At 40.8% G+C, this 23691-nt stretch carries 19 protein-coding genes and 1 tRNA gene; 16 read left to right on the forward strand and 4 right to left on the reverse strand.

Annotation, left to right across the window (positions count from 1 at the left end):
- Nucleotides 1-243 precede the first annotated feature (243 nt).
- Complete coding sequence (gene ubiG / locus VSA01S_RS03740) at nt 244-951, reverse strand: bifunctional 2-polyprenyl-6-hydroxyphenol methylase/3-demethylubiquinol 3-O-methyltransferase UbiG (protein ID WP_039980500.1); 708 nt, start codon at nt 949-951, stop codon at nt 244-246.
- A gap of 272 nt (nt 952-1223) precedes the next feature.
- Complete coding sequence (locus VSA01S_RS03745; protein ID WP_039980498.1) at nt 1224-1577, reverse strand: DUF805 domain-containing protein; 354 nt, start codon at nt 1575-1577, stop codon at nt 1224-1226.
- A gap of 441 nt (nt 1578-2018) precedes the next feature.
- Here VSA01S_RS03745 and gyrA point away from each other — a divergent pair, with 441 nt between their 5' ends.
- The 9 genes from gyrA to VSA01S_RS03790 all read left to right on the forward strand — a co-directional run bounded on the left by gyrA (nt 2019) and on the right by VSA01S_RS03790 (nt 14125).
- Nucleotides 2019-4649, forward strand: a complete 2631-nt coding sequence (gene gyrA / locus VSA01S_RS03750; RefSeq protein ID WP_039980497.1) for a DNA topoisomerase (ATP-hydrolyzing) subunit A — start codon at nt 2019-2021, stop codon at nt 4647-4649.
- A 442-nt stretch (nt 4650-5091) separates the two neighbouring features.
- Nucleotides 5092-5691: a GTP cyclohydrolase II gene (locus tag VSA01S_RS03755; RefSeq protein ID WP_039980496.1), complete on the forward strand. Its 600-nt coding sequence runs from the start codon at nt 5092-5094 to the stop codon at nt 5689-5691.
- 172 nt (nt 5692-5863) lie between these two features.
- On the forward strand, nt 5864-7126 hold the full coding sequence (locus VSA01S_RS03760; protein ID WP_039980495.1) for an imelysin family protein: 1263 nt from the start codon (nt 5864-5866) through the stop codon (nt 7124-7126).
- A gap of 229 nt (nt 7127-7355) precedes the next feature.
- Nucleotides 7356-8738 carry a di-heme oxidoreductase family protein gene (locus VSA01S_RS03765; protein WP_039980494.1) on the forward strand — a complete coding sequence of 461 codons (1383 nt, stop codon included), beginning with the start codon at nt 7356-7358 and terminating at the stop codon, nt 8736-8738.
- A 9-nt stretch (nt 8739-8747) separates the two neighbouring features.
- A complete protein-coding gene (locus tag VSA01S_RS03770) occupies nt 8748-9782 on the forward strand; it encodes an imelysin family protein (protein ID WP_039980493.1) in 1035 nt (344 codons plus the stop codon).
- A complete protein-coding gene (locus VSA01S_RS03775) occupies nt 9763-10863 on the forward strand; it encodes a DUF1513 domain-containing protein (RefSeq protein WP_039980492.1) in 1101 nt (366 codons plus the stop codon). Before VSA01S_RS03770 ends, VSA01S_RS03775 begins: the two co-directional genes overlap by 20 nt.
- Before the next feature lie 128 nt (nt 10864-10991).
- Nucleotides 10992-12632 carry a L,D-transpeptidase family protein gene (locus VSA01S_RS03780; protein ID WP_039980491.1) on the forward strand — a complete coding sequence of 547 codons (1641 nt, stop codon included), beginning with the start codon at nt 10992-10994 and terminating at the stop codon, nt 12630-12632.
- Between the two features lie 232 nt (nt 12633-12864).
- Nucleotides 12865-13413: a peptidoglycan L,D-endopeptidase MepK gene (mepK, locus tag VSA01S_RS03785; protein WP_039980490.1), complete on the forward strand. Its 549-nt coding sequence runs from the start codon at nt 12865-12867 to the stop codon at nt 13411-13413.
- A 70-nt stretch (nt 13414-13483) separates the two neighbouring features.
- Entirely contained in the window at nt 13484-14125 is a 642-nt protein-coding gene (locus VSA01S_RS03790) for an MBL fold metallo-hydrolase (RefSeq protein ID WP_039980489.1), read from the forward strand.
- A 66-nt stretch (nt 14126-14191) separates the two neighbouring features.
- Here VSA01S_RS03790 and VSA01S_RS03795 read toward each other — a convergent pair whose 3' ends face one another.
- Nucleotides 14192-14866 (reverse strand): DUF2982 domain-containing protein, encoded by a 675-nt coding sequence (locus tag VSA01S_RS03795; protein ID WP_039980488.1) that lies wholly within the window; start codon nt 14864-14866, stop codon nt 14192-14194.
- 188 nt (nt 14867-15054) lie between these two features.
- Between VSA01S_RS03795 and VSA01S_RS03800 the strand changes: the two genes are divergently transcribed.
- The 4 genes from VSA01S_RS03800 (at nt 15055) to VSA01S_RS03815 (ending at nt 19781) form a co-directional block, all read left to right on the forward strand.
- On the forward strand, nt 15055-15438 hold the full coding sequence (locus tag VSA01S_RS03800; RefSeq protein WP_039980486.1) for a hypothetical protein: 384 nt from the start codon (nt 15055-15057) through the stop codon (nt 15436-15438).
- A gap of 610 nt (nt 15439-16048) precedes the next feature.
- The gene (locus VSA01S_RS03805; protein WP_158000766.1) at nt 16049-17446 is read left to right on the forward strand and encodes a flavin monoamine oxidase family protein; all 1398 of its coding nucleotides are present in this window, start codon (nt 16049-16051) and stop codon (nt 17444-17446) included.
- Nucleotides 17447-17613: 167 nt separating this feature from the next.
- Nucleotides 17614-18675 carry a quinolinate synthase NadA gene (gene nadA, locus VSA01S_RS03810; RefSeq protein WP_039980484.1) on the forward strand — a complete coding sequence of 354 codons (1062 nt, stop codon included), beginning with the start codon at nt 17614-17616 and terminating at the stop codon, nt 18673-18675.
- 56 nt (nt 18676-18731) lie between these two features.
- Nucleotides 18732-19781: a potassium channel family protein gene (locus tag VSA01S_RS03815; protein ID WP_039980483.1), complete on the forward strand. Its 1050-nt coding sequence runs from the start codon at nt 18732-18734 to the stop codon at nt 19779-19781.
- A 152-nt stretch (nt 19782-19933) separates the two neighbouring features.
- Here VSA01S_RS03815 and VSA01S_RS03820 read toward each other — a convergent pair whose 3' ends face one another.
- Nucleotides 19934-20503, reverse strand: coding sequence for a YecA/YgfB family protein (locus tag VSA01S_RS03820; RefSeq protein ID WP_039980482.1), 570 nt, complete (start codon nt 20501-20503; stop codon nt 19934-19936).
- Nucleotides 20504-20593: 90 nt separating this feature from the next.
- Between VSA01S_RS03820 and VSA01S_RS03825 the strand changes: the two genes are divergently transcribed.
- From VSA01S_RS03825 to VSA01S_RS19925, 3 genes are all read left to right on the forward strand, one after another.
- Entirely contained in the window at nt 20594-22786 is a 2193-nt protein-coding gene (locus tag VSA01S_RS03825) for a hybrid sensor histidine kinase/response regulator (RefSeq protein WP_083932222.1), read from the forward strand.
- A gap of 233 nt (nt 22787-23019) precedes the next feature.
- Nucleotides 23020-23107 (forward strand) — tRNA-Ser (locus VSA01S_RS03830).
- A gap of 337 nt (nt 23108-23444) precedes the next feature.
- Entirely contained in the window at nt 23445-23582 is a 138-nt protein-coding gene (locus VSA01S_RS19925) for a hypothetical protein (protein ID WP_158000765.1), read from the forward strand.
- Nucleotides 23583-23691: the final 109 nt, after the last annotated feature.

Below are 23691 nucleotides of genomic sequence, written 5' to 3' on the forward strand. Positions count from 1 at the left end.
TTACGTATAAAAGGAGGGTATGACTCAGCTCATTTTTTACAATTACCATGTGTATAACCATTAGAATGAAGTTGTATGTTTAAGTGATTACAGATGACTTAGATAGAAGAAAAATGTAGGGATAAAGTAGAAAGGAAGTTTGTATATTAAATCTCTATGATTGGAATTAATGCTGTTGCTTTAGGTATGGCACTTAAGCGCTCACGAAGGAGCGCTTATATTCACTTTTAAGTACTAAGCATTTTAGTACTTAATCGTATGTACGATATAATTAACGTCGACGTTATTACCTAATCTGTAACTGTCATTAAGAGGGTTATAGAGTAAACCGGTAATACCCATTTCAGTGAGGTCAGTACGATCAATCATTTTCATCATTTCTGCTGGTTTTATGAATTTGTTATGATCGTGTGTACCTTCAGGAACAATCTTTAATAACTTTTCCGCGCCTAAAATCGCAAAAAGGTAAGATTTTATATTGCGATTTAATGTTGAGAAAAACACATGTCCCCCAGGCTTTACCAAGGCTGAACATGACAGGATGACCGATTGTGGATCTGGTACATGTTCCAACATCTCCATGCAGGTTACTACATCGTAGGTACCAGAATGGGTTGATGCATGTTCTTCAATAGTACTTTGAATATAGTTAAGTTTGGTTCCAGTTTCTAAAGCATGTAAACGCGCAACTTCCAAAGGCTCTTTACCCATATCTAATCCAGTAACATCAGCGCCTTGCTGCGCCATGCTTTCTGCTAAAATTCCGCCTCCACAACCGACATCAAGTACTTTCTTACCAAATAACCCCACGGATTTGTCCAAAACGTAATTTAAACGCAGTGGGTTAATTTGGTGAAGTGGCTTAAATTCACCGTCTAAATCCCACCAACGAGAAGCCATTTCTTCGAATTTCTTTATTTCGTTAGGATCAACATTTTGTTTATTGGTCATAATTGATATCGCTGCACAAATCGTCCTTCAAAGTCTCCGATTATACTCTAATGGAGTAGTACGTTAAAATGGATTCTTTGATTGTAAAGGAAACGTCTTACTGGTTTGATGCACAAAAGGGCAAGCGAAGCTACCTAAGCTTGATATTGTTGAGTTAGGGCAGGGTTCAGGTGCAAAAACTAAAAACGAGCACGAAGCTCGTTTTTTGTTAGGAGAAATACAAACAATCTCATTGAGTACACGTTTGAATTCATCTAGGGGATTGTGAGAGATTATTTTGGCATGCGACCAAATTGATTATCACCTTCTGTCCCAGGTAAGAAGCCAGTTTCAATCAATAGCCAAAAGCCACCAATGATAGGCACAAATGAAATCAGTATCCACCAACCACTTTTATTGCGGTCATGGAAGCGTTTGGCGTATAGAGCTAGCGATTGCCATGTGCTAAAAATGAAGAAGATACACAGGATAATATAACTTGCTGCACTTGGCATATTCGTTTGCATGTCAAAGGTTATTGTCAAAAGCCCAAAACAAACAATTACTTGTACTAGCATACATAAGACACCTAACCAGTATTGCGCACGGTTAATTCGTCCTTCAAAAGAGAATAAAACATGTTTCATTTTAGTATTACTGTAGTCGATATTTAGATGGACTCATTGTATATGATTAGATATAACAATGTTGACTAAATAACTAGATAAATTAACTAATTAGATAGTTAATTCACTCTGATTTACTCTAGATTAAATCTTGTTGCATTTGCGAAAAAATCAGCCATTGAAACGAATTTTTCCTTTGTCCTAAATTAGAGTCCTTTTTCTAATGCTTGTCGCATGACTTTTAGTCAAAGGAAGATTTTTGCGCTATTATGATGAAAATGTAAACAATTATCAGAAAGCTACAGGCAGAATGAGTAAATTATCTTCATTTAAGCCCTAACCAAGCTCACAACATGATAAAACCAGCGGGAAAGTGATGCCCCGAAGGCGAATTGTGTGTTATATTTTTGCACCTTACACGTATCGTTAATACGATCTGAAATATAGAGGGATAATGGCTCTATGAGCGATTTAGCTAAAGAGATCACGCCCGTAAACATTGAAGATGAGCTTAGAGGTTCATATCTAGACTATGCGATGTCTGTCATCGTAGGTCGTGCTCTTCCAGATGTGCGTGATGGCCTAAAACCAGTACACCGCCGCGTATTATTCGCGATGAACGTACTAGGCAACGATTGGAACAAACCATATAAAAAATCTGCCCGTGTTGTCGGCGATGTTATCGGTAAATATCACCCTCATGGTGATAGTGCAGTGTACGATACCATCGTACGTATGGCTCAGCCGTTTTCACTTCGTTATATGCTGGTCGATGGTCAAGGTAACTTTGGCTCGATCGATGGCGACTCTGCTGCGGCAATGCGTTATACCGAAGTTCGAATGGCTAAAATTGCCCATGAACTCTTGGCTGATCTAGATAAAGAAACCGTTGATTATGTACCTAACTATGATGGTACAGAACAGATTCCAGCGGTTTTGCCAACAAAAGTTCCTAATTTACTGGTCAACGGTGCTTCTGGTATCGCAGTAGGTATGGCAACCAACATCCCGCCTCATAATCTTGGCGAAGTGATCGATGGCTGTCTTGCATACATCAATAATGAAGACATCACTATTGATGAACTTATGGATTACATTCCTGGTCCTGATTTCCCAACGGCAGCTCTTATTAGTGGTCGTAAAGGCATTGTAGACGCGTACAAAACTGGCCGCGGTAAAATCTACATGCGTTCAAAAGCGGATATCGAAGTAGAGAAGAATGGCAAAGAAACCATTATCGTCACTGAGATCCCATATCAGGTCAACAAAGCTCGTTTGATCGAAAAGATCGCTGAGCTAGTGAAAGATAAGAAAGTAGAAGGTATCAGTGCGCTTCGTGATGAGTCTGATAAAGACGGCATGCGTATTGTCATTGAATGTAAACGAGATGCAGTGGGCGAAGTGGTTCTAAATAACCTATACGCACAAACTCAGCTGCAAACGACTTTCGGTATCAACATGGTTGCGCTAAATAATGGCCAACCTCAGCTCTTCAACTTGAAAGAGATGTTGAAATGTTTTGTTGATCACCGCCGTGAAGTGGTTACTCGTCGTACTATTTTCGAATTACGCAAAGCTCGTGAACGTGCCCATATTCTTGAAGGATTGGCACTGGCACTCGCAAACATCGATGAAATTATTGAACTTATCCGTAATGCTCCAACGCCTGCTGAAGCAAAAGCGGGTCTTGTAGCGCGTGGTTGGGACTTAGGTAACGTAGCAGCAATGCTAGAACGTGCTGGTACCGATGCCGCTCGCCCAGAATGGCTAGAAGAGCAATATGGTATTCGTGACGGTCAATACTTCCTAACCGAAACTCAAGCCCAAGCTATTCTAGATCTACGTTTACATAAGCTAACTGGTCTTGAGCATGAGAAAATTCTTGATGAATACAAAGCGCTTCTAGAAGAAATCTCAGAGCTGATGCACATTCTTGCAAGCACAGAACGTTTGATGGAAATCATTCGTGAAGAGCTCGAAGTTGTGCGTAATGCCTTTGGTGATGAGCGTCGTACTGAAATCACAGCAGCAATCCATGATATTGACATGGAAGAGCTTATTGCTCGTGAAGATGTCGTTGTAACGCTGTCCCATGAAGGGTATGTGAAGTACCAAATTCTAAGTGATTATGAAGCTCAACGTCGTGGCGGTAAAGGTAAGAGTGCAACTAAGATGAAAGATGAAGATTACATCGAACGTCTACTGGTTGCTAATACGCACGATAACATTTTGTGTTTCTCGACGCGCGGTAAAACCTACCGTTTGAAAGTTTACCAATTGCCTCACGCAACGCGTACAGCTCGTGGTAAACCGATCGTTAATATTCTTCCTCTTGAAGATAATGAGCGCATCACTGCGATCCTTCCTGTTGATGAATTCTCTGCCGATAAATTTATCTTCATGGCGACAGGTGATGGTACAGTTAAGAAGACTTCACTTGATCAGTTTGCCAATGTTCGTTCAAACGGCTTAATTGCTGTGAACTTGCGTGATGATGACTCTTTAATCGGTGTCGATATTACAACAGGTTCAAGCAACATTATGCTGTTCTCTAAAGCAGGTAAAGTGGTTCGCTTTAGTGAAGATAAAGTGCGCGCCATGGGTCGTACAGCGGCAGGTGTTCGTGGTATGAAGCTTGCCGATGATGACCAAGTGGTATCTCTGATCGTTCCTGCTAACGAGGGCGATATTCTAACGGTTACTGAAAACGGTTACGGTAAACGTACTGAGTTAGCGGAGTACCCAACGAAAGGCCGTGCAACTCAAGGTGTTGTATCAATCAAGGTTTCTGAGCGTAACGGTCCAGTGGTTGGTGCGGTACAAGTTGAAGAAGGCGACGAGATGATGATGATCACCGATGCTGGTACTCTAGTTCGTACGCGTGTTTCGGAAGTTAGCCAAGTTGGTCGTAATACTCAGGGTGTGACCTTGATTCGAACTGCAGAAGACGAATCAGTGGTTGGATTACAGAGAATTGATGAAATCGAAGAAGTGGAATTGCCAGAAGGTGAAACACCAGAGGGTGAAGAGACTCAAGTCGACGCTGAAAAGTCTAATTTATCAGATGAAACGTCCAGTGAACAAGATACTTAGTAAGGTAACTTCCAATTAGTATATTGTTATCATTGGTTTAGCTATCCTGTAAAAAGCCGAGCGTTTTGCTCGGCTTTTTTATTAATAACGAGATGCTTAGCTTTTTATTTTGACTTTGGCAAAGGTTAAAATAATTTGCTTTTCCCTTCTTCAAATTACACTTATGGTAAGGCTTTGGTTAAGTCAATTATTAATGATTTTGAGAATAAGGTAAATTTTTTTGGATTTATATTGTAGTTGTTGGTAAATGTTATATTATAACATTTGTAGAGTGTGAAATGGGCTTCTGGTAGACAGTTGCCTAGTTTAGATTTGAAAATGCATAGGACTTTATTGTCGTTTTAGTATTGAAAAATGCGCTATTCAGTCCCATATTGAAACCAATAGTACATATAATATGTGTATTTAGGTATACAAAGTAACGATTCGAGTGAGTGATGTTATGGCGGAAGTCAGAGCCAGAATAGATTTTAAAGTTGGGTCCAACAGTAGCATAGAAGCTGAGCTTCTATCATTTCATGGACTTGCAACTGACAAAGAGCATGTTGCGGTTATCTTTAAGAAAGCAGATAAAACACAAGCCACACCTTTAGTCAGAATGCACTCTGAGTGTTTGACGGGCGACGTATTTCATTCTTCACGTTGTGATTGTGGTGAGCAGCTAGAAGAGACGATTGAGCGCATGGCTCAAGTCGGAGGTATTATCCTCTACCTTCGTCAAGAAGGGCGAGGTATTGGGCTTTATAATAAAATTGATGCTTATCATTTACAAAGTCAAGGTATGAATACCTATGAAGCTAATAATCACCTAGGCTTCGGTGATGACCTACGTGACTTTAGTGAAGCTGCTCAGATGCTGCAGGCTTTAGGGATAAAAGACATTCGTTTGGTGACGAATAACCCTAAAAAGATTAATGAGTTAAAAAGCTATGGCATTAATATTATAGATGTTATCAACACCTCGGCACATATCAAAGACGGTAACGAAGAATACCTACGTACAAAAGCAACGCATGGTCATCATCACCTTAAGGTGTACTAATACCTAATATATTGATTAAATTACCTTCAAGCCTCATTTGTATGAGGCTTTTTTGTATCTTTGAGTTGCAATGGAGCGATAAATTAGTATTATCAGCGCAACTGATGGTGTAAATAAGAATAATTAGCACTAGCAATTAAAATCAATGTAATGCCTAACAAGGATGTCTACGATGAATGTAAAGTCAATTTTAGCCCTCTCAATTTCAATACCATTTCTTAGTATAAGTGGCTATTCATTTGCTAATGATATTACCAAACAGCAGGTTGTTGAACACTACGCAGATGTTGCACATGCTGTCTTTGCTGATTCCGCGACAGCCGCAAAAGTACTAGAGCAACGAGTTAATATTTTTATTAATCAACCAAATGCAAAAAGCTTCGATGCTGTAAAACAAGCTTGGTTAGACTCTCGTGTACCATATCAACAATCAGAAGTTTATCGATTTGGTAATGCCATTGTGGATGATTGGGAAGGTCAATTGAATGCATGGCCTTTAGATGAAGGATTGATTGATTATGTGATGACAGACTATCAGTTCGAGTTAGGTAATGAAGGTGCAGCAGCAAATATCATTGCAAATAAGAGCATTAAAGTAGGCAACACTGAAGTAGACGTAACTAAAATTACACCTCAACTAATTGCAGATCTTAATGAAATTGGTGGCTCTGAGGCGAATGTTGCGTCAGGATATCATGCCATTGAATTTTTACTTTGGGGACAAGATCTAAATGGAACCAATGCAGGAGCAGGACAGCGAGCTTATACCGATTTTGTCGTAGGGGCTGAATGTACAAATGGCCACTGTGATCGCCGTGGCGAATACTTAAAAGCGGCTGCGACATTGCTTGTGCAAGATCTCGAGTGGATGGAAAAACAGTGGTCTAAAGAAGAAGAAAGTAATTACCGTCAAGAGCTGTTGAATGCATCTTCGGATAACGGTCTTCGCAAGATGCTATTTGGTATGGGGTCACTGTCTTTGGGTGAGCTTGCTGGTGAAAGAATGAAAGTTGCTCTAGAAGCCAACTCGACAGAAGATGAGCATGACTGTTTCTCAGATAATACTCACAATTCTCATTACTACAATGAACAAGGTATTTATAACGTTTATACCGGAAGCTACCAACGCTTAAATGGGACTAAAATTGAAGGTCCGAGCATTGCTGATTTAGTCGAACAAAAAGATAAGCAAGCCGCACAGAGCATCATTAATACTTTCAATTCTGCGCTACAACAGGTAGGAGAACTTGTGGTTTCTGCGGAAGAGAAAGGAGAGCACTTTGATCAACTGATCGCTGCAGGTAATGTTAAAGGTAATGCCCTTGTTAATACAACGATCATGTCATTAGTTGCTCAAACAGGTGCAATAGAGCAAGCGGCGAGCATAATAGGCATTGATAGTTTAAGTCCTGATACCGCTGATCATGAGTTTTAATGATCGTATATACCTAAGTAACCTCGCTCTGAATCAAAGATCTTGAGGCCACTTGGGGATAAGTGACTGGAGTTTCGTTTCTAGGGAAGGAACCTCCAATTACTTCAAAGAGCTGTGTCTAAGTAAATGAATTAGCTTTTTGTTGTAGTTATATTAATTGGGCTCAATTAGAGCCCCTTTTCATTCGAGCTCGTTGTTATCGATCTTTTTGTATTAGTAGAGCAATAATATGAAAACTTATCTAGTTTCTGCCACTCTTCTTTTCTTTTCTTCTACTACCATTGCCTATGGTGTCAAGTCAGGCGGGCACACCAGTGTGAAGAAAGAGGGTGCAAATGCTTTCTCTTTACCGGCTGCAAATTTACCCTTGAGCAAGCGCCTTGATTTTAGTGTTGGAAATAGCTTTTTTAGAAACCCTTGGGTTCAAGCACCAGCCTCCACAGATGCTAGGGATGGTTTGGGCCCATTATTTAATACCAATGGATGCCAAAATTGCCATATAAAGGATGGTCGAGGTCATCCTCCTGAGCGTGGCGACTCACATGCAGTATCCATGTTAGTGCGTTTGAGCATCCCAGCCATGACACCTGAACAAAAAACGGCCTATATTCGTGATGGTTTTGTTCCTGAGCCAACTTATGGTGGGCAATTGCAAGACTTCGCATTGCCTGAACAAAAACCGGAAGGGAAAATAAATATCAGTTATGAAGAATATCCTGTGCGATTCAAAGATGGCACGATCGTTCATTTACGAAAGCCAAAGTTAAAAATTACAAAGTTGGGTTATGGTGATATGCATCCAGAAACTCAGTATTCAGTTCGAGTTGCTCCTCCTATGATCGGCCTTGGGCTTCTAGAAAGTATCCCTGAAAGCACTCTACTTGAATGGTCTGATGTAAACGATGTTAATAAAAATGGTATTTCAGGCAAAGCGAACAAAGTGTGGGATATTGAAAAAAATAAGTTTTCAATAGGGCGATTCGGTTGGAAAGCTGGGATGCCGACTTTGATGCAACAAAATGCAGCTGCCTTTAATGGAGACCTTGGTTTGACAAGTTCTTTATTTCCTAATGAAAACTGTACTCAAATACAATCGATTTGCCGAGATATGCCCAATGGTGGTAAACCGGAAGTCAGTGAGAAAATTCTGAACTTTGTCGAGTTTTATAGTCAACACCTTGCTGTTCCGGCAAGGCGAAATATGGATCAACCATTGGTTAAACAGGGGCAAGCCATTTTTGCTCAGTCAGGTTGTGAAGGCTGCCATAAACCCGGTGTTAAAACAGCGAAACGACCGGATCTTCCTGCTTTATCGGAACAGATGATTCATCCTTATACCGATCTTTTACTTCACGACATGGGAGAGGAGTTATCGGATCAACGGCCAGAATACCTTGCTGATGGTCAAGAATGGAGAACCGCACCATTATGGGGAATAGGCTATACCAAAGAAGTTAATAAACATACCTATTTTTTACATGATGGTCGGGCACGTAACTTGATGGAAGCTATTTTATGGCATGGTGGAGAGGCTGAACAAGCCAAACAAAATGTGCTGAAACTCAATAAAAAAGAGCGCGAGTCCTTGATTGCTTTTTTAAATTCTTTGTAGGAAGGAATAATGTTAAACGTATCTTCACTAAGCTTAATCATCGTCGCTATAGGTTTAGCTGGTTGTCAATCTGACTTTAAACAGGATGCGCAGCCGGAACAAACAATGCATGCATCACAATCAGTTTATGAGGCTGAATTTCAATTTGCACAGCAATTTTATTCACAAACTCAAATGTTAGAGAAAGAGTTTGAATCTTATTGCAACGCTTCTGATAAGTCTTTATCAAACTTAAAGCGTCAATGGCATCAAACTATGTTGGCATGGATGTCTCTTCAAGGCCAAGAGAGGGGACCAACACAGGCAATAGAAAAAGGATGGAAGGTTCAATTTTGGCCAGATAAAAAGAATACCACTGGTAGGAAAATGTCTGCACTCTCACAGAGTGACGTAACTTGGACAGCCGAAGAAATCTCGGAACAAAGTGTTACAGTGCAAGGCCTTGGTGCTATCGAGTGGCTTTTATATGACTCTGCTTCAAATCTGTCTAGTGATCACAATACGTGTAATATTAGCATTGCAATTGCACAAAATTTAAAAAACACTGCTCAAACAATTGCTCAAGCATGGTCATTGAATCCATGGCAATCACTCTCTAAGACAGCTTGGCTCTCAGAATATACAGCCCTGTTGTCCAATCAACTTGATTACAGTATGAAAAAGCTGAGCCGACCGCTAGCTAAAATTGGTCAGCCTCGAGCATATTTTTCAGAATCTTGGCGCTCAAAGACATCATTGGACAACTTAAAAGTGAACTTGCTCAGCTTAAATACTCTTTATCTTGCCAATGGTAAGGGAGTTGATGCGTTACTCAGAACGACAGGTCATGACAAAATGGCCGATCGTATTGTTAACCAATTTGAAAGAATATTATCAACTTGGCCTAAAGAAAGTAGTGTGTTCGATATGCTGCAAACGAAAGAAGGGTATCGAAATCTGTTATCGCTATATAACAAACTTGAGCAATTAAAGTATCTTATTCATGAAGAGATGGCGATAGAGCTGGGGGTAGTTATAGGGTTTAATGCAACTGATGGTGACTGATCAAACTCGGCGGAATTTACTGAAAGCGGCACTACTTGGGGTGAGTGTCCCTCTGATTCAGGCTGCTGGTGCATCGATGACTTCCGGTACTCACACTTCAAACGTATCAGCTCTCATTGGCTGTGCGATTCTTGGACGTGATCAATTCGCAGTGATTATCGCTAACGAATATGGCCAACCACTTTCGATGTTACCTCTTCCAGAGAGAGGTCATGGTGTCGCAACTAATAAGTTTGGACATGCAGTGGTGTTTGGCCGAAGGCCTGGAAGCTATTTTATGGCTTTTGACTATCGAACGCAGCAAGTCTTAAAATTGCAACACGCGATGCCTGATCGTTATTATTACGGCCACGGTGTTTTTTCCAATGATGGGACAATTTTATTTGCTACGGAAGGACAAAGTAAAACCAGTAAAGGCATTATCGGTGTTTATGATGTCCATCGACAGTATAAAAAAATTCATGAAATCAAAGGGTTTGGTATTGGGCCACATGAAATTATTATGCAGCCGAATGGCATTTTAGCCGTTGGCGTTGGAGGCGTTCATACCTATGGACGTGAACCACTTAATCTCGATAGCATGGAACCGAATCTGAGTTACCTTTCTCAAGATGGTGACGTTTTGGAACAGGTTTTTATGCCTGATAAAAAGCTGAGTATTCGTCATTTAGCCCATGACGGAGGCGATACGATTCTATGTGGGCAGCAATACCGTGGAGATCCCGATGAATATCCTGCTCTCATTGCTATGCATAGGCGAGGTGAAGGCTTTACTTTACTAAAAGCAGAGCCAGAACAATGGGCTAGATTTAATCATTATGTTGCAAGTATCGCTGCTACTGATGAGTGGGTTTTAGCCACCTCGCCACCAGGTAATTGCTATGGAATATGGTCAAAAGAAACAGGTCAGCTTACCGAATTAAATGCATTACCAGATGCATCGGGTGTTGTGACTTACGGAAATGAGTTTAGAGTGAGCTCTGGTAGTGGTGGGGTAATAATGCACAGTCCACCGTACGTTAAAAGACATAGGAGCCATGATATTATTTGGGATAATCACTGGGCAAAAATTACATTATAATTTCAATGACTTACTTTGTCTGTTATATTTGTATCCTTTCGGTTGCTCCAAGTCTTAACTTTGAAGCAGCATCATTTGAGATATTTGCCATACTATTTTTTACGGTAAATTAATGAAGGAACGATACAATGAACACTCAAATCTTCATAATAACGGCACTAATGGTGCCGTTTTGCAGCTTTTCAGCTGTCGTTTCTTCTACTGACGTCTCTTCTGTGGGCGTTTCTTACATAGGTAATGTTTCTGAAGCGCCTTATCAAGTAGAAGCAAAAGGTGCAGTTGCATCACTGGCTGTAGAAAAAATGATTAATTATCCCAGCTTAGTTGATGCATTGTATCAAGATACAAACTATCGACTTCACTGGATCGATGAAAAAAACGTTGAAATTCTGATGGCACAATTTCAACAAGTCATTTTTACTGGTGTTACTTCCGAGTTTAAACATCAACAGCAGCGTATTGAACAAGTTCGAAAAAATGGCGATAGCTCTGACATTGATTTGGTGTTGACGGACTCGTTACTGATGTATCTTAGTTATTTAGAACAATTACAACAACATGGTGAAGAGTGGCTATTTGCGAGCAACGCTGAAGTTTTCCTACCTCAATTGGGCAGAAGTATGTTCGACCAGCTTTCAAACGCACTGAATAATGGCGCATTGAACCAATTTTTATTGAATCTAAAGTCGCCACTGCAACAAGAACCTGTTTTTGCTTTGGCTTTTCTAAATTTAATTGAGCAAAGTCAACAATATATCCCACTTTATCATCAAAAAGGCTTGTTGAAAGTAGGTGATGAGCTAGTCGAACGAGATCAATTAATCAAACGTTTGGCTATTGTTGGTATAGAAGCCAAAGATGCTGATAATACTCCTTCGGATAACCCTCTATTGATTTACGATGAAAGTCTTGAATCTGCAGTTAAAGAATTTCAAAAGCGGCACGGTTTGAAACCTGACGGTGTAATTGGTCCAAAAACGCTGCGTTGGCTCAATACCTCCCCTCAGAAGAGATTACATGCTTTAGCGCTCAATTCAGAACGTTCTCGTATCTGGTCCAAAGATAGAAACAATACAGTATTTGTCAATATCCCGAGTTATGCGATCACTTACTGGTATGATGGTCAAGCCGTTTTTCAGTCAAAAGTTATCGTTGGCAGAGAATCAAGAAGAACGCCAATAATGACAGGGACGATCAACTCCGTCATCTTAAACCCGACCTGGAATGTTCCACGAAAGATCATGGTTAAAGACATTATCCCAAAAGCGAAAAATAATCCGATGTACTTGATTAAAAATAATATAAGAGTAATGCGCTCTTGGGACTCTTCAGCTACTATCGATCCTACATCAATAAACTGGGCAACAGTAAACCCCAATACCTTTCCTTACCGAATGCGGCAGTCTTCGGGAAATCATAACGCGCTAGGTTTGTATAAATTTAATATGCCAAACCCACAAGCGATATACTTACATGACACCCCGAGTAAAGGGTTGTTCAATACTGACCGTCGAGCTTACAGCTCTGGTTGTGTAAGAGTTGAACATGCTGATCAACTTGCTGAGTTATTATTTAAATCGCAAGGCCTAGAAGCACGTTTAGCAAAAAAACGTCGTAGTGGCCGACGATCAAATAATTGGGTACAACTTGATGAGTTTGTTCAAGTTCATATCATTTATCAAACGGTATTGATAGAAGGAAATGAACTAAATTATCGAGATGATATTTACTATTACGATAAAAATAACACTGTTCCTGCTTCTTTGTAGTTCTCTGTTTTAATCGTTTTTACCTCTGTAGCTCCCTGTATTTATATGATTTTTATCTTTTTAGGGATTTAGGGAGCCATCATAAAAGCTTACAATTTAAAACATCCTACTGATCAGTGCTTTAATTTATTGGCTGTTAGGACTATCACGATCTAACCGTATCCAATTTGACGACTTCACTGTAATTCGATACTGTCCGCATCCCGTATAATTATTGAGCGTTTCTGTTGGAATGTTAAGTCGTCATATCTCTCGTCGAGGGTTCTTTAAAATGAGTGCCGGCGGGGTGCTAATTGCATCATCAGTGTCAAGTCAGCTCTTAGCTGCAAAAATAACACCATCACGTACCTTAGCCATTCATAGCCTAAATACAGGTGAGTCTTTAAAGTCTTGTTATTTTGATGGGCTAAATTATGTCGATGAAGAACTTAAACGTTTGGATTATCTCTGTCGAGATCACCGTAAAAATGAAGTTTATCCACTAGATAGAAGATTATTTGACCAAATTTGCCAGATTCAAGAATTAGTTGGGTCTAAGTCGGAAGTTGTCGTTATTTCAGGCTATCGCTCACCATCAACCAATGCAAGGTTACGTAAAAACTCTTCGGGGGTTGCCAAGAAGAGCATGCATATGGAAGGACGAGCAATCGATTTTCGTTTAGATGGGGTTAAACTCTCTGCTGTGCGTGATGCGGCGTTAAGTTTGAAAGCAGGCGGTGTTGGTTATTATCCTAGTAGTAACTTTGTTCACATTGATACTGGCGCCGTGCGCTCTTGGTGAGGCTTGCAGACAATCTGGCTTGGTGTCATAGTGGTAGCAATTATTTTTAATTAAATATTATAGGTAACCTATGGCTTTGAAATATCAGGTTGTTCCAGTGACACCCTTCTCTCAAAATTGTTCTATTGTGTGGTGTGATGAAACCATGAAAGGTATCGTCGTCGATCCTGGAGGTGATGAGCAACAGCTAGTTGATGTTATTCAACAGCTAGGTATAGAAGTGGTTGAACTTGTATTAACCCACGGACATTTAGATCATGTTGGTGGAACCAAAGCTTTGTCAGCAAGGCTCGGCAGTATCAACATTGTAGGCCCACATCATGCAGATAATTTTTGGCTTCAAGGGTTAGAAAAACAGAGCCAAATGTTTGGTTTCCCGCTGACAAAAGCGTTTGAGCCAAATCAATGGTTAAATGATGGAGATACCGTAACATTTGGTCATCAAAGCTTAGATGTGATCCATACCCCAGGCCATACTCCTGGCCATGTGGTGCTGTTTAGTGAACAAGCCCGTTTAGCATTTGTCGGTGATGTCCTCTTCAACGGTAGCGTAGGACGCACTGATTTTCCGCAGGGCGACTTCAATATATTGATTGACTCAATAAAAACGAAGTTATGGCCGCTGGGTAATGATGTGACTTTTGTGCCAGGGCATGGGCCACAATCCACTTTTGGCCACGAGCGAAAAACGAACCCATTTGTCGCTGACTAAATGTCTGTGCATTTAATCTTTGTATTTAGCCCTAGTACAGTATATAGCTTGGAGTGAGTATAAAGGTTAACTTATCTCATCAGGCTCGGCGGCAGCCAAGTAACGTCGAGCTAATCCGACAAAAGCTTCTGGTTCTCTATCGAGATCTTGTCTGGAAATAAAGATATCATAACCGAAAAACTCTCGTTGGTATTTCATGCGGTTAGCTAACATCGCTTGTAAACCTTTATAGTCATCTCCAGTTTGGCTTGTGTAGGGGGTTGAATCAAGAATGATGTCTTCGAACTGAGTTTCGCGATGATGTTGCTTGGCCCCCAAATACAACAAAGCTCTTTGATTCAGTAGAATATCGGTTGCAATACGTGGGCAGATGGCGTCTAGATAGGGCGAATAATTTTTCAAACGGATCCCAATCCATGGTAAAGGTTTATACCATCCATCTTGTTGGTAGCTACAGATACCAATCGATTCGATATTTCTCCAGCGTACGACCCATCCACCTTTAAATAGGTGCTGTTGAAAATGTGAAGCGGTGAGCGTGAAAGAAACTTGGCTTTTTTTGACCATAAAAATTGAGAAACCAATAAAAAGAGCCATAAGCAAAGTGAATAATGCGGCTTGCCTCCAACTTGTTGCAAAGTATATCAGTAGCAAAGTCACACCGATCGCAAGTGCAAGAAGTACTTTTGCAGTCTTAGAACTAATGTCGAAGTGATAATGAACTAAGTGCAATGTTTTCATTGAGTTACAATCAACCTCTTTAAATTCGATAAGTATAATGAAGTTGTCTAAATTGTAGCCGACTTACTTTATATTCGCATTTTTGGTGTTGTTTTGATGATAAAGCCTACAAATTCGTTGCAAATTTTGATATAAAACGCGCTTCAAATTTTTATCCCTTGAGATGCGGTGAACTGGAGAAACATTCAATGAGACTTGCTCATAAGCGCAAAGTGCAGATGAAACTGCAAAAGCGTATTAAAGCGACAATTGCAAACGTAGACGCTGTGAAAAGCGAAGTAGCTAAACCTGTTGTTAAGAAAGAAAAAGTAAACACTGCTGCTCAACAAGTCGTAGCTGAGAAAAAAGTGGCAACAACTAATGTAGCACTTACTCCTAAACAGCAACAAGTTCTAGACATCGTTTTAGCAAACTCGGAAGGCATCAACTCAAAAGGTATTGGTTTAGCAGCAGGTCAAGAAGATGCGAAAGCTGCGTCATGGGCAAGTGGTGCTCTGAAGAAACTTCTTGATGAAAACCTTGTTCAAAAAGAACAACTCGCTGGTAACAAAGTGATTTACAAGTCTGCTTAATAGCCCACTTGATCAACGTAAGATAAATGCCTCGCTTATACCGAGGCATTTTTTATATATCCAAGAAGTCCACGTTTTTGTTTTATTGACTATTTTACTCTTTTTTTCTTAACCTTATCTGTTGACATCCCTAATTAACTTCTTGTGATGTAACTAAAACAGCTATATTGGCATGGTCGATGAGCCCAGTGGTCGTTGAGATGTGTGTTGTCGATCTTAGATAGTCAAGAGGGGCATAGGCACTCAGATAGCTAGGCAATGCATATACCCAATCATGTTAGCGAGGTATGAGCAGAAGTATGCTAGCGAGGTTCGATGACGCTCAGAAACAGATGTTAACGAAGTGATGAGCGAGTCGTTATAATCATCGAGCACCTCAGAGCATAAAGGTGGATGAAACAGTGACTTTTTTCCTTTCTTAACTCATTTTGAGCCTTTTAATATTTTCTTGGTCTATTATTGTGATGGGTGTTGTGCCTTGGACCCCTTTTTAGGTTTTAATAATTTTTATATTTCAATAGGATAGCGATTATTTTGTTACTTTGAGTACCCTATGGATTTTCTATTTATTAAACCGTTAGTCCGATGTGCATTTTTGTTGGGATTTTTATTGTCGATACAAACTGTCATGGCGAAAGAACGTAAGGTAATTGTTGTTGGTGCTGGGTTATCTGGCTTAACGACAGCGTATGAGCTTGAGCAAAAGGGCTATAAGGTTATTCTGCTTGAAGCTGGGGAACGAGTCGGCGGTAGAATTGGGACGTTCGATATAGGAAATCAGCATGGTGAAATAGGAGGAGAATTACTGGATGATAGCAGTATTCAATCTGAAATATTTCGATACGCTGAACAATTTGATGTGGAGATTGTTGATGTTGGTTATGAAGATGATATTGAACAGGGAGCCTATTTCATTGATGGCCGCCTGATCCCTTATAGTCAATTTGTTCAAGATTATTCTTCAGAAGTGAGTGAAGAAATAGCAAGATTTAAAGCGGAATTAAAAGATCTTGCCAATCATGTTCCAGATCATACAAAGCCGAACCTTGCCCCTAATGCAAATAAGTTGGATTTACTTACTGCTCAAGATTGGATTAATCAATTGGCTTTATCACCGAGCGCGAAAAAAATTGCAGAGCATATCATTCGTTCGGAATACAATGAGCCGAGTCGAGTTTCTTTATTATGGTTATCTCATCAGGCCAAAGTATATGAAATGGCCAATGACGATCAAATTGAAATCAAACGCTTTTTAAAAGGGGGGAGGGCATTTGCACGAGCATTTGTCGATAATATATCTGGCCCCATATTACTCAATCATCGAGTGACTAAAATTACTCAGTCTTTAAAAGAGATAAATGTTATTGCTGCAGATCGACAGTTTGATGCAGATTTTGTGGTTATTACTGTGCCGTTACCCGTTTTAAATAAGATTGAATTTGAGCCAGAATTAAGCGAGTGGAAACAAAGAGCAGCGGATAACATCAGCTATGGTTCTCATACCAAAGTTTTACTTAAATACAGTAAACGTTTTTGGCTCGAGCAAGGCTTGGGTGGCGATGTATTATCTACTTTACCAATTGGTTGGCTGTGGGAATCTAGTGAGCATCAAGCTGGAGAAGGCGGCATTTTGGTCGCGTATACTTCCGGTGATTTTGCCCGTTCTCAAGACCATTGGAATGATAACGACATTATTGATGACCGTATTACTCAAATAGATTCGATGTACCCTGGATCCAAAGCTTACTTCGAGTCTGGTTCTGTATTTGCTTGGGATCGAGAACCTAATACAAAAGGCGGTTTCGTAGCATATGGTCCCGGTGAAATAACCCAATATTGGAATGCTTTCCTCAATCCTGACGGAAAAATTTACTTTGCAGGGGAGCACACGGCTTTCGATTATATTGGTTATCTAGAAGGAGCGATACGAAGTGGTATACGCGTTGCTGAGCAAATACAACAAGATGACACACCAGCAAGAAAGATTTTATTAAAAGAAGAGAGATGAGGCTCAGTAAGGCTCGCCGCTGACTTTTAGCGATTAACGAGAACAAAGATATACGTGATTCAGTTTGTGCTACAAGGACAACAAGAATTTATGGTGAGAAATTGGTTTTTAATAACAACAAGGTTACAATACCCAGATCAAAGGAAGTTGCGTAGAGCAAAAGAGCAATGAGCCACATATTAGATAAAATCAAAACTGTATACCCTTTCCCACCTAAACCAACACCATTGAGTGAGCAAGAGCAAGCTGACTACGTTGAGAAGATCAAAAAACTACTCAAAGAGCAAGATGCGGTATTGATCGCTCACTACTATACTGACCCAGAAATTCAAGCTTTGGCTGAAGCTACGGGTGGATTTGTTGGTGACTCTTTGGAAATGGCCAAATTTGGTAACCGTCACCCTGCAAGTACATTGATCATCGGTGGAGTTCGTTTTATGGGGGAGTCTGCAAAAATACTCACACCAGAAAAGCGTATTCTAATGCCAACTTTAGAGGCGGAATGTTCTTTGGACCTTGGTTGCCCAGTGGATGAATTCAGTGAGTTTTGTGACGCTCATCCTGATCACACAGTCGTGGTATATGCGAATACGTCTGCGGCAGTAAAAGCGCGAGCAGATTGGGTCGTTACCTCTAGTATTGCTCTGGATATTGTTGAGCACCTTGATTCTCAAGGAAAGCCTATTATTTGGGGACCGGATCGTCATTTGGGAGCTTACATTGCAAACAAAACGGGCGCAGAGATGCTTCTGTGGCATGCAGAATGTGTGGTTCATGATGAGTTTTCGGCAGATGCCTTACGCAAAATGAAGCATGTCTATCCGGATGCAGCGATTCTTGTTCACCCGGAATCACCCTCAAGTGTTGTCGAGCTTGCCGACGCTGTTGGTTCCACCAGCCAACTCATTAAAGCAGCCAAAGAGTTACCCCATTCTAAAATGATTGTGGCAACAGACAAAGGCATCTTCTACAAAATGCAGCAACTAGTGCCAGAAAAAGAATTAATTGAAGCACCTACTGCAGGGGCAGGTGCGACGTGTCGAAGTTGCGCTCATTGTCCTTGGATGGCGATGAATGGCTTAAAAGCAATAGAAAAAGCACTACGTGAAGGTGGTGCAGAGCATGAAATCTTTGTTGATGAAGCAATACGTGTCAAGTCATTGATTCCATTAAATCGCATGCTAGACTTTGCTGAACAGCTTAATATGGATACTAAAGGCAACGCATAATGCTATGCTAGGTCACTTGGATAATGCATCAATAATCAATGGTCGAATGGAAGCTTATGTCTACCTGGTTAATTTTAAAAAAATGGCTGAGTGTTCATCTTTTTAAGTTAAGTAATCGTAACTTGGTCATCATCAGCATGGTGTATATCTTGCTGTCATGGTTTTTGTTACGCTTGTCAGGAGAGCACGCCTTAACTGACAACGTGTCGAATTTTGTTTACTACTTAATGGTAACAGCTTCAACGGTGGGGTATGGCGACCAATCTCCAACAACAGACATAGGGAAATGGGTTGTCGTTTTGTTGGTGATACCTGGCGGGTTAAGTTTATTTGCGGCAATTTTAGGCAGAGCTGCTGGTGGAGCGATAGAGTACTGGCGAGCTGGTGTATTAGGGAAGCGGAGAGTAAGAGTGGATAATCATATCGTATTATTAGGGTGGAATGGTGCACGGACTATGCACTTGATTCGAATGCTACAGCACGAAGAAGCAGGCAAGCGTCCTATCGTACTGTGCAGCCGCTCAGAGATTGAAAACCCTCTGCCGGGAGAAATTGGTTTTATCAAAGTAACCAGTTATACCGATGCTCAAGAGATGAAAAATGCTAACATTACCTCTGCTAGCTGTATTATCGTTGATAATTTAAGTGATGATATTACGCTTTCAGCCGCATTATATTGCGCATCGATAAACCCAGAAGCTCATTTGCTTGCCTATTTTAAAGATGATGCATTAGGTCGTTTACTGAGTCAGCATTGTCCAAAAGCAGAATGTATTCCCGCAGTAGGGGCTGAAATGCTGGCAAAAGCTGCCGTAGATCCAGGTTCTAGTGCTTTGCACCAAGAATTGCTCGCTTCGACAAGAGGGATGACTCAATATTCTGTTCAGTACCCTGACGATCAACTTCCCGCCAAGGTAGGAACGTTGTTTAGTTTTATGAAACATCACCACCAGGCGACTTTGATTGCTCTCGACCTTGGTCAAGGTATTGAGCTTAATCCTGACTTAGAGGTAGTAGTTAGCCCTAAAACTCGATTGTTTTATATTGCGGATGAACGTATTGATGACTTTTCTTGGTCAGATATGCATCGTCTTTTCTCAAGCTAAATTATGTCTGATTTTAGCTGTTGAAGGTTTGATCATCCAAAGTTGAATGGTCAGAATTGGGTTAATAAAAAGCGCCCGAATGTGGGGCGCCTTTTTATTGGTTGAATCACTTATATACCCAAACACCTTGATGTTATCGGGTATAACCGCAGTTATTGGGATTCCGCTAGCATCACACCACGTTGAGTTAGGCCACTGAGCATCATAGGGATCGCATTAAATATTTCTTCAAACTGATCTAAGCCTTCCATGCCTTGCTCAGCAAGAGAAGCAATGGTAGTTTCTGGATCATAAAGCATCGTCAGTGATAGCAGTACCCCACCTAGCAGAGCACTATCTTCACTATCTTGCGGCATCAATGTTTCCCAATCGTCACGCGTTAATTGCCAACCTTGTAAAACACCTTCACAAAAATCACGAGCACTTGCTGACACAATATCTTGTTCATCCAGCGTGCAGGCTTCAGGCCATTGCCAGTTACTTTCAAGTAACATTGGACGAGCATTATTCCAAATTTGGATGACTTCATCGATGTAAAGCTCAAGCTGCTCACCATCAGAAAATGGTGCAGTTTCTTCACCGCCCCATAGGAAGGGTAGCCACTCCTGTGGGTTGAGCACATTAGGAGCACAAGCCATCGCTGTGACGAAGCCTTGAGTTTTTGCAAGGTTGAGAAGTTTTCCATCAAGTTCTGGAAGAGTGAGGATGTCTTGTAGTTTCAAAATAGAATACCATTTGTTAACGAGGTGGTGAATGACTACTATCTTACCAATCAATGCAACATAAATCGATATTAGGCAGAGTACAGGTATATGGAAATACACTCATCGCTAAGAAGAAAAAGCATATTCGCTCTAACGGCATACTTATGTTTCTTTATTGCTACCATAGGTACAGTGGTTTATGTTGTGGTTGAGCCTCCGGTTCGCGCTAGACTAGAACGAAACTTAGATCTTCGAACTCAATTGCTTGCGTCTCAGATAGATGCGCCTTTGACCAGTTCCGTGGGGTTATTACAAAGTCTTGTTGGGCTTGGGCAGACTGCAGAATCAGCGGTAAATCTGAAAGAAGCGATTCCGCAGTTAATCAAAATGAGTGATGAAATTATTGTCAGTGGTGGCTTATGGCCGACTCCACAAAAATCGGCAGAACGTAAACATTATACTAGTTTGTTTTTTAATAAAGCCAATAATCACCAACTTGATCAAGTCCACTCTTATAATAATCCTGAATCAAATGGATATGACAATGAGCCTTGGTATCAATCGGTAGCAGGCGCGCCAGAGGGGACGGTACGTTGGTCTGAAGTATATATTGATATGTTCACTCAGGTTCAAATGATTACCGCTTCTGCGCCTTATTATCAGTCTGGTGCATTTGCAGGGGTGGCAACGGTGGATATTTCTCTTACCGCATTGGTTAATTTTATCAAGGCCCAGAGTCGTCATTATTCACTAGGTGTTGTGATTCGTGATAGTGAATCTCATGTGGTGTTGGAACATAATTTTCACTTAACCAAAGGAATCTACATTAGCCAATTGAAGTTTGGTGCGTTTAATTGGCAGATGGATGTAGTGAATGCCAATATTCAAGTGGCTGAGCAAGTGTTTAAACAGGTGATGAGTGTCGAGCGTGGCATTATTCCTTTTTTACTACTGTGTGTGATGGTTGGCTACTATTTATTGACCCATTACATTGTCAAGCCGATCGTAAGTATTGCCCATCAAGTGGACCGCTCAAAAGCGGGAGATGTTATCGATATTGGTTATCACAGTGAAGATGAAATAGGGCAGTTAATCAATAAATTTAATGAGAAGACCAGTCACTTAGAAAAAGAGCGAGTTAAGGCTCAAGCATCAACAAATGCGAAAACCGCTTTTTTAGCTACCCTTTCACATGAAATTCGAACGCCGATGAATGGTGTTCTTGGTAGTGCACAAATCTTACTTAAAACACCACTAAGCGATGAACAAAGAAATACTCTGACGTCACTCTATGATTCTGGTGATCATATGATGACCTTACTTAACGAAATTCTCGATTACTCTAAAATTGAACAAGGGCATCTGGAATTCGATAATACCCCATTTCCGATTGAATCGATTTTGGGCAGTATTAAGAGTGTTTACCATACTCTTTGTATCGAAAAAGGGCTGCAGTTTAGAGTAACCTCCAATATAAAGCCTGGCCGTTGGTATCAAAATGACAAGGCAAGGTTACGTCAAGTATTATTTAATTTACTTAACAATGCCGTTAAGTTTACTGAACATGGTTTTGTGGAAGTCGAATTTATTGAACACATCAAGCAAGATCTCGCTTGGCTTACGATCAATGTAAGAGACAGTGGTATTGGGATCAGTAAAGAAGCACAAGCGCGTATCTTTAGACCATTTGAACAAGCGGAATCCTCCACGACACGGCGATTTGGTGGGACAGGTCTTGGTCTTACCATTGTTCAAAAGATCGTAGAATACATGGGAGGAACGATTCGTGTGCAAAGTCATCAAAGTGTCGGCAGTACTTTTAGCGTTGAACTGCCATGTACGCTATGTGAACCACGGGAATTTGAGTCTGTGGTTACCCATAAACTCGACTGTACTGGCCTGAGAGCCCTAGTCGTAGAAGATAACCGTACTAATACCATCATCATAGAAACCTTCTTAAAAGAAAAAGGATTTGTTTGTGACAGTGTGGTCAATGGTCAGCAAGCGGTTGAGCAGATCGAAAAGCAACAATACGATCTCATACTAATGGATAATCACATGCCAATCATGGATGGTATCACGGCGATCGCGATGATCAGGAACATGGAAACACCGAGTCGATCGGTTCTGATCTTTGGTTGTACCGCAGACGTGTTTAAAGAAACCCAAGAACGTATGCTCGGTGCAGGTGCGGATCATATTATCGCTAAGCCAATCGTAGAATCTGAGCTCAGTGATGCTTTATATCGACATTCCGCCTTACTCTTTCAGTACCAGACTCAACCGGATTTAACGTCATGAGGCCTAAAACACGCCATGCCGCTTCGTTGTCTTCCTTGAATTCGACTCAGTGACCTCGCTCTGAATCAAGCATCTTGAGGTCACTTGGGTATATTGACTTACATTTGCACAATTTAGCCATATAGTAAGCAAGTAGACTCAAAAATACATTTTTATTTGTATTTAGCCTTGACCATCAGGCACATAATCATTAAATTAAGCCCCGTCAGCCGCAACGAGGTTGATAAAAATTCGGTGAGTTGTCCGAGTGGCTGAAGGAGCACGCCTGGAAAGTGTGTATACGGCAACGTATCGAGAGTTCGAATCTCTCACTCACCGCCACATTCTAAAAAAAAGACGTCCTAGGACGTCTTTTTTTGTATCTTATCATTTCCCTTATCATCTCCGTCACTTTAACGCGCTAACCCACTCTTATATTTCGATCTTAAAGGCTTGAAAACTGTTTTTCCGACTTTGAAAGCATGAATGATGCTATATTTCCGCCTAATAATACAGCGTTCAATAAGGCACCCTCTTAACGAAAAGCGAAGACGTTTTTAAGTACCACGAGGACAAGCTCGTGATCTTATTGCAACTGTCATATTTAAAGGCGACATCAATGAAAGCTCGACGGGCAAATTCCTCGTTGATATTACGGATTCGGTAAGCTGGTCTTCTAATGATAACGATGTATTCAGACCGTGCAAGTTTAGATGACGAGCATAAGTCAAGAAGCATGGAAATCGGTGGCACCGAGTACGAAGATGCAGATTGGAGCTATTTAGCGGCTTTATGTGTTCGAGAAGAAGTCAATTAACCCGTAACCAGATACAAAAGGCTTGAGCGAGCGTTCAAAGCCCAAAAGGTTGAATAATTAAGATGAAGCCTCAGCAGCAATGCTGGGGTTTTTTGGTTCTGAGTATTTT

Origin of the sequence: Vibrio sagamiensis NBRC 104589, from assembly GCF_007990935.1 — a bacterium.
Classification (GTDB): domain Bacteria; phylum Pseudomonadota; class Gammaproteobacteria; order Enterobacterales; family Vibrionaceae; genus Vibrio; species Vibrio sagamiensis.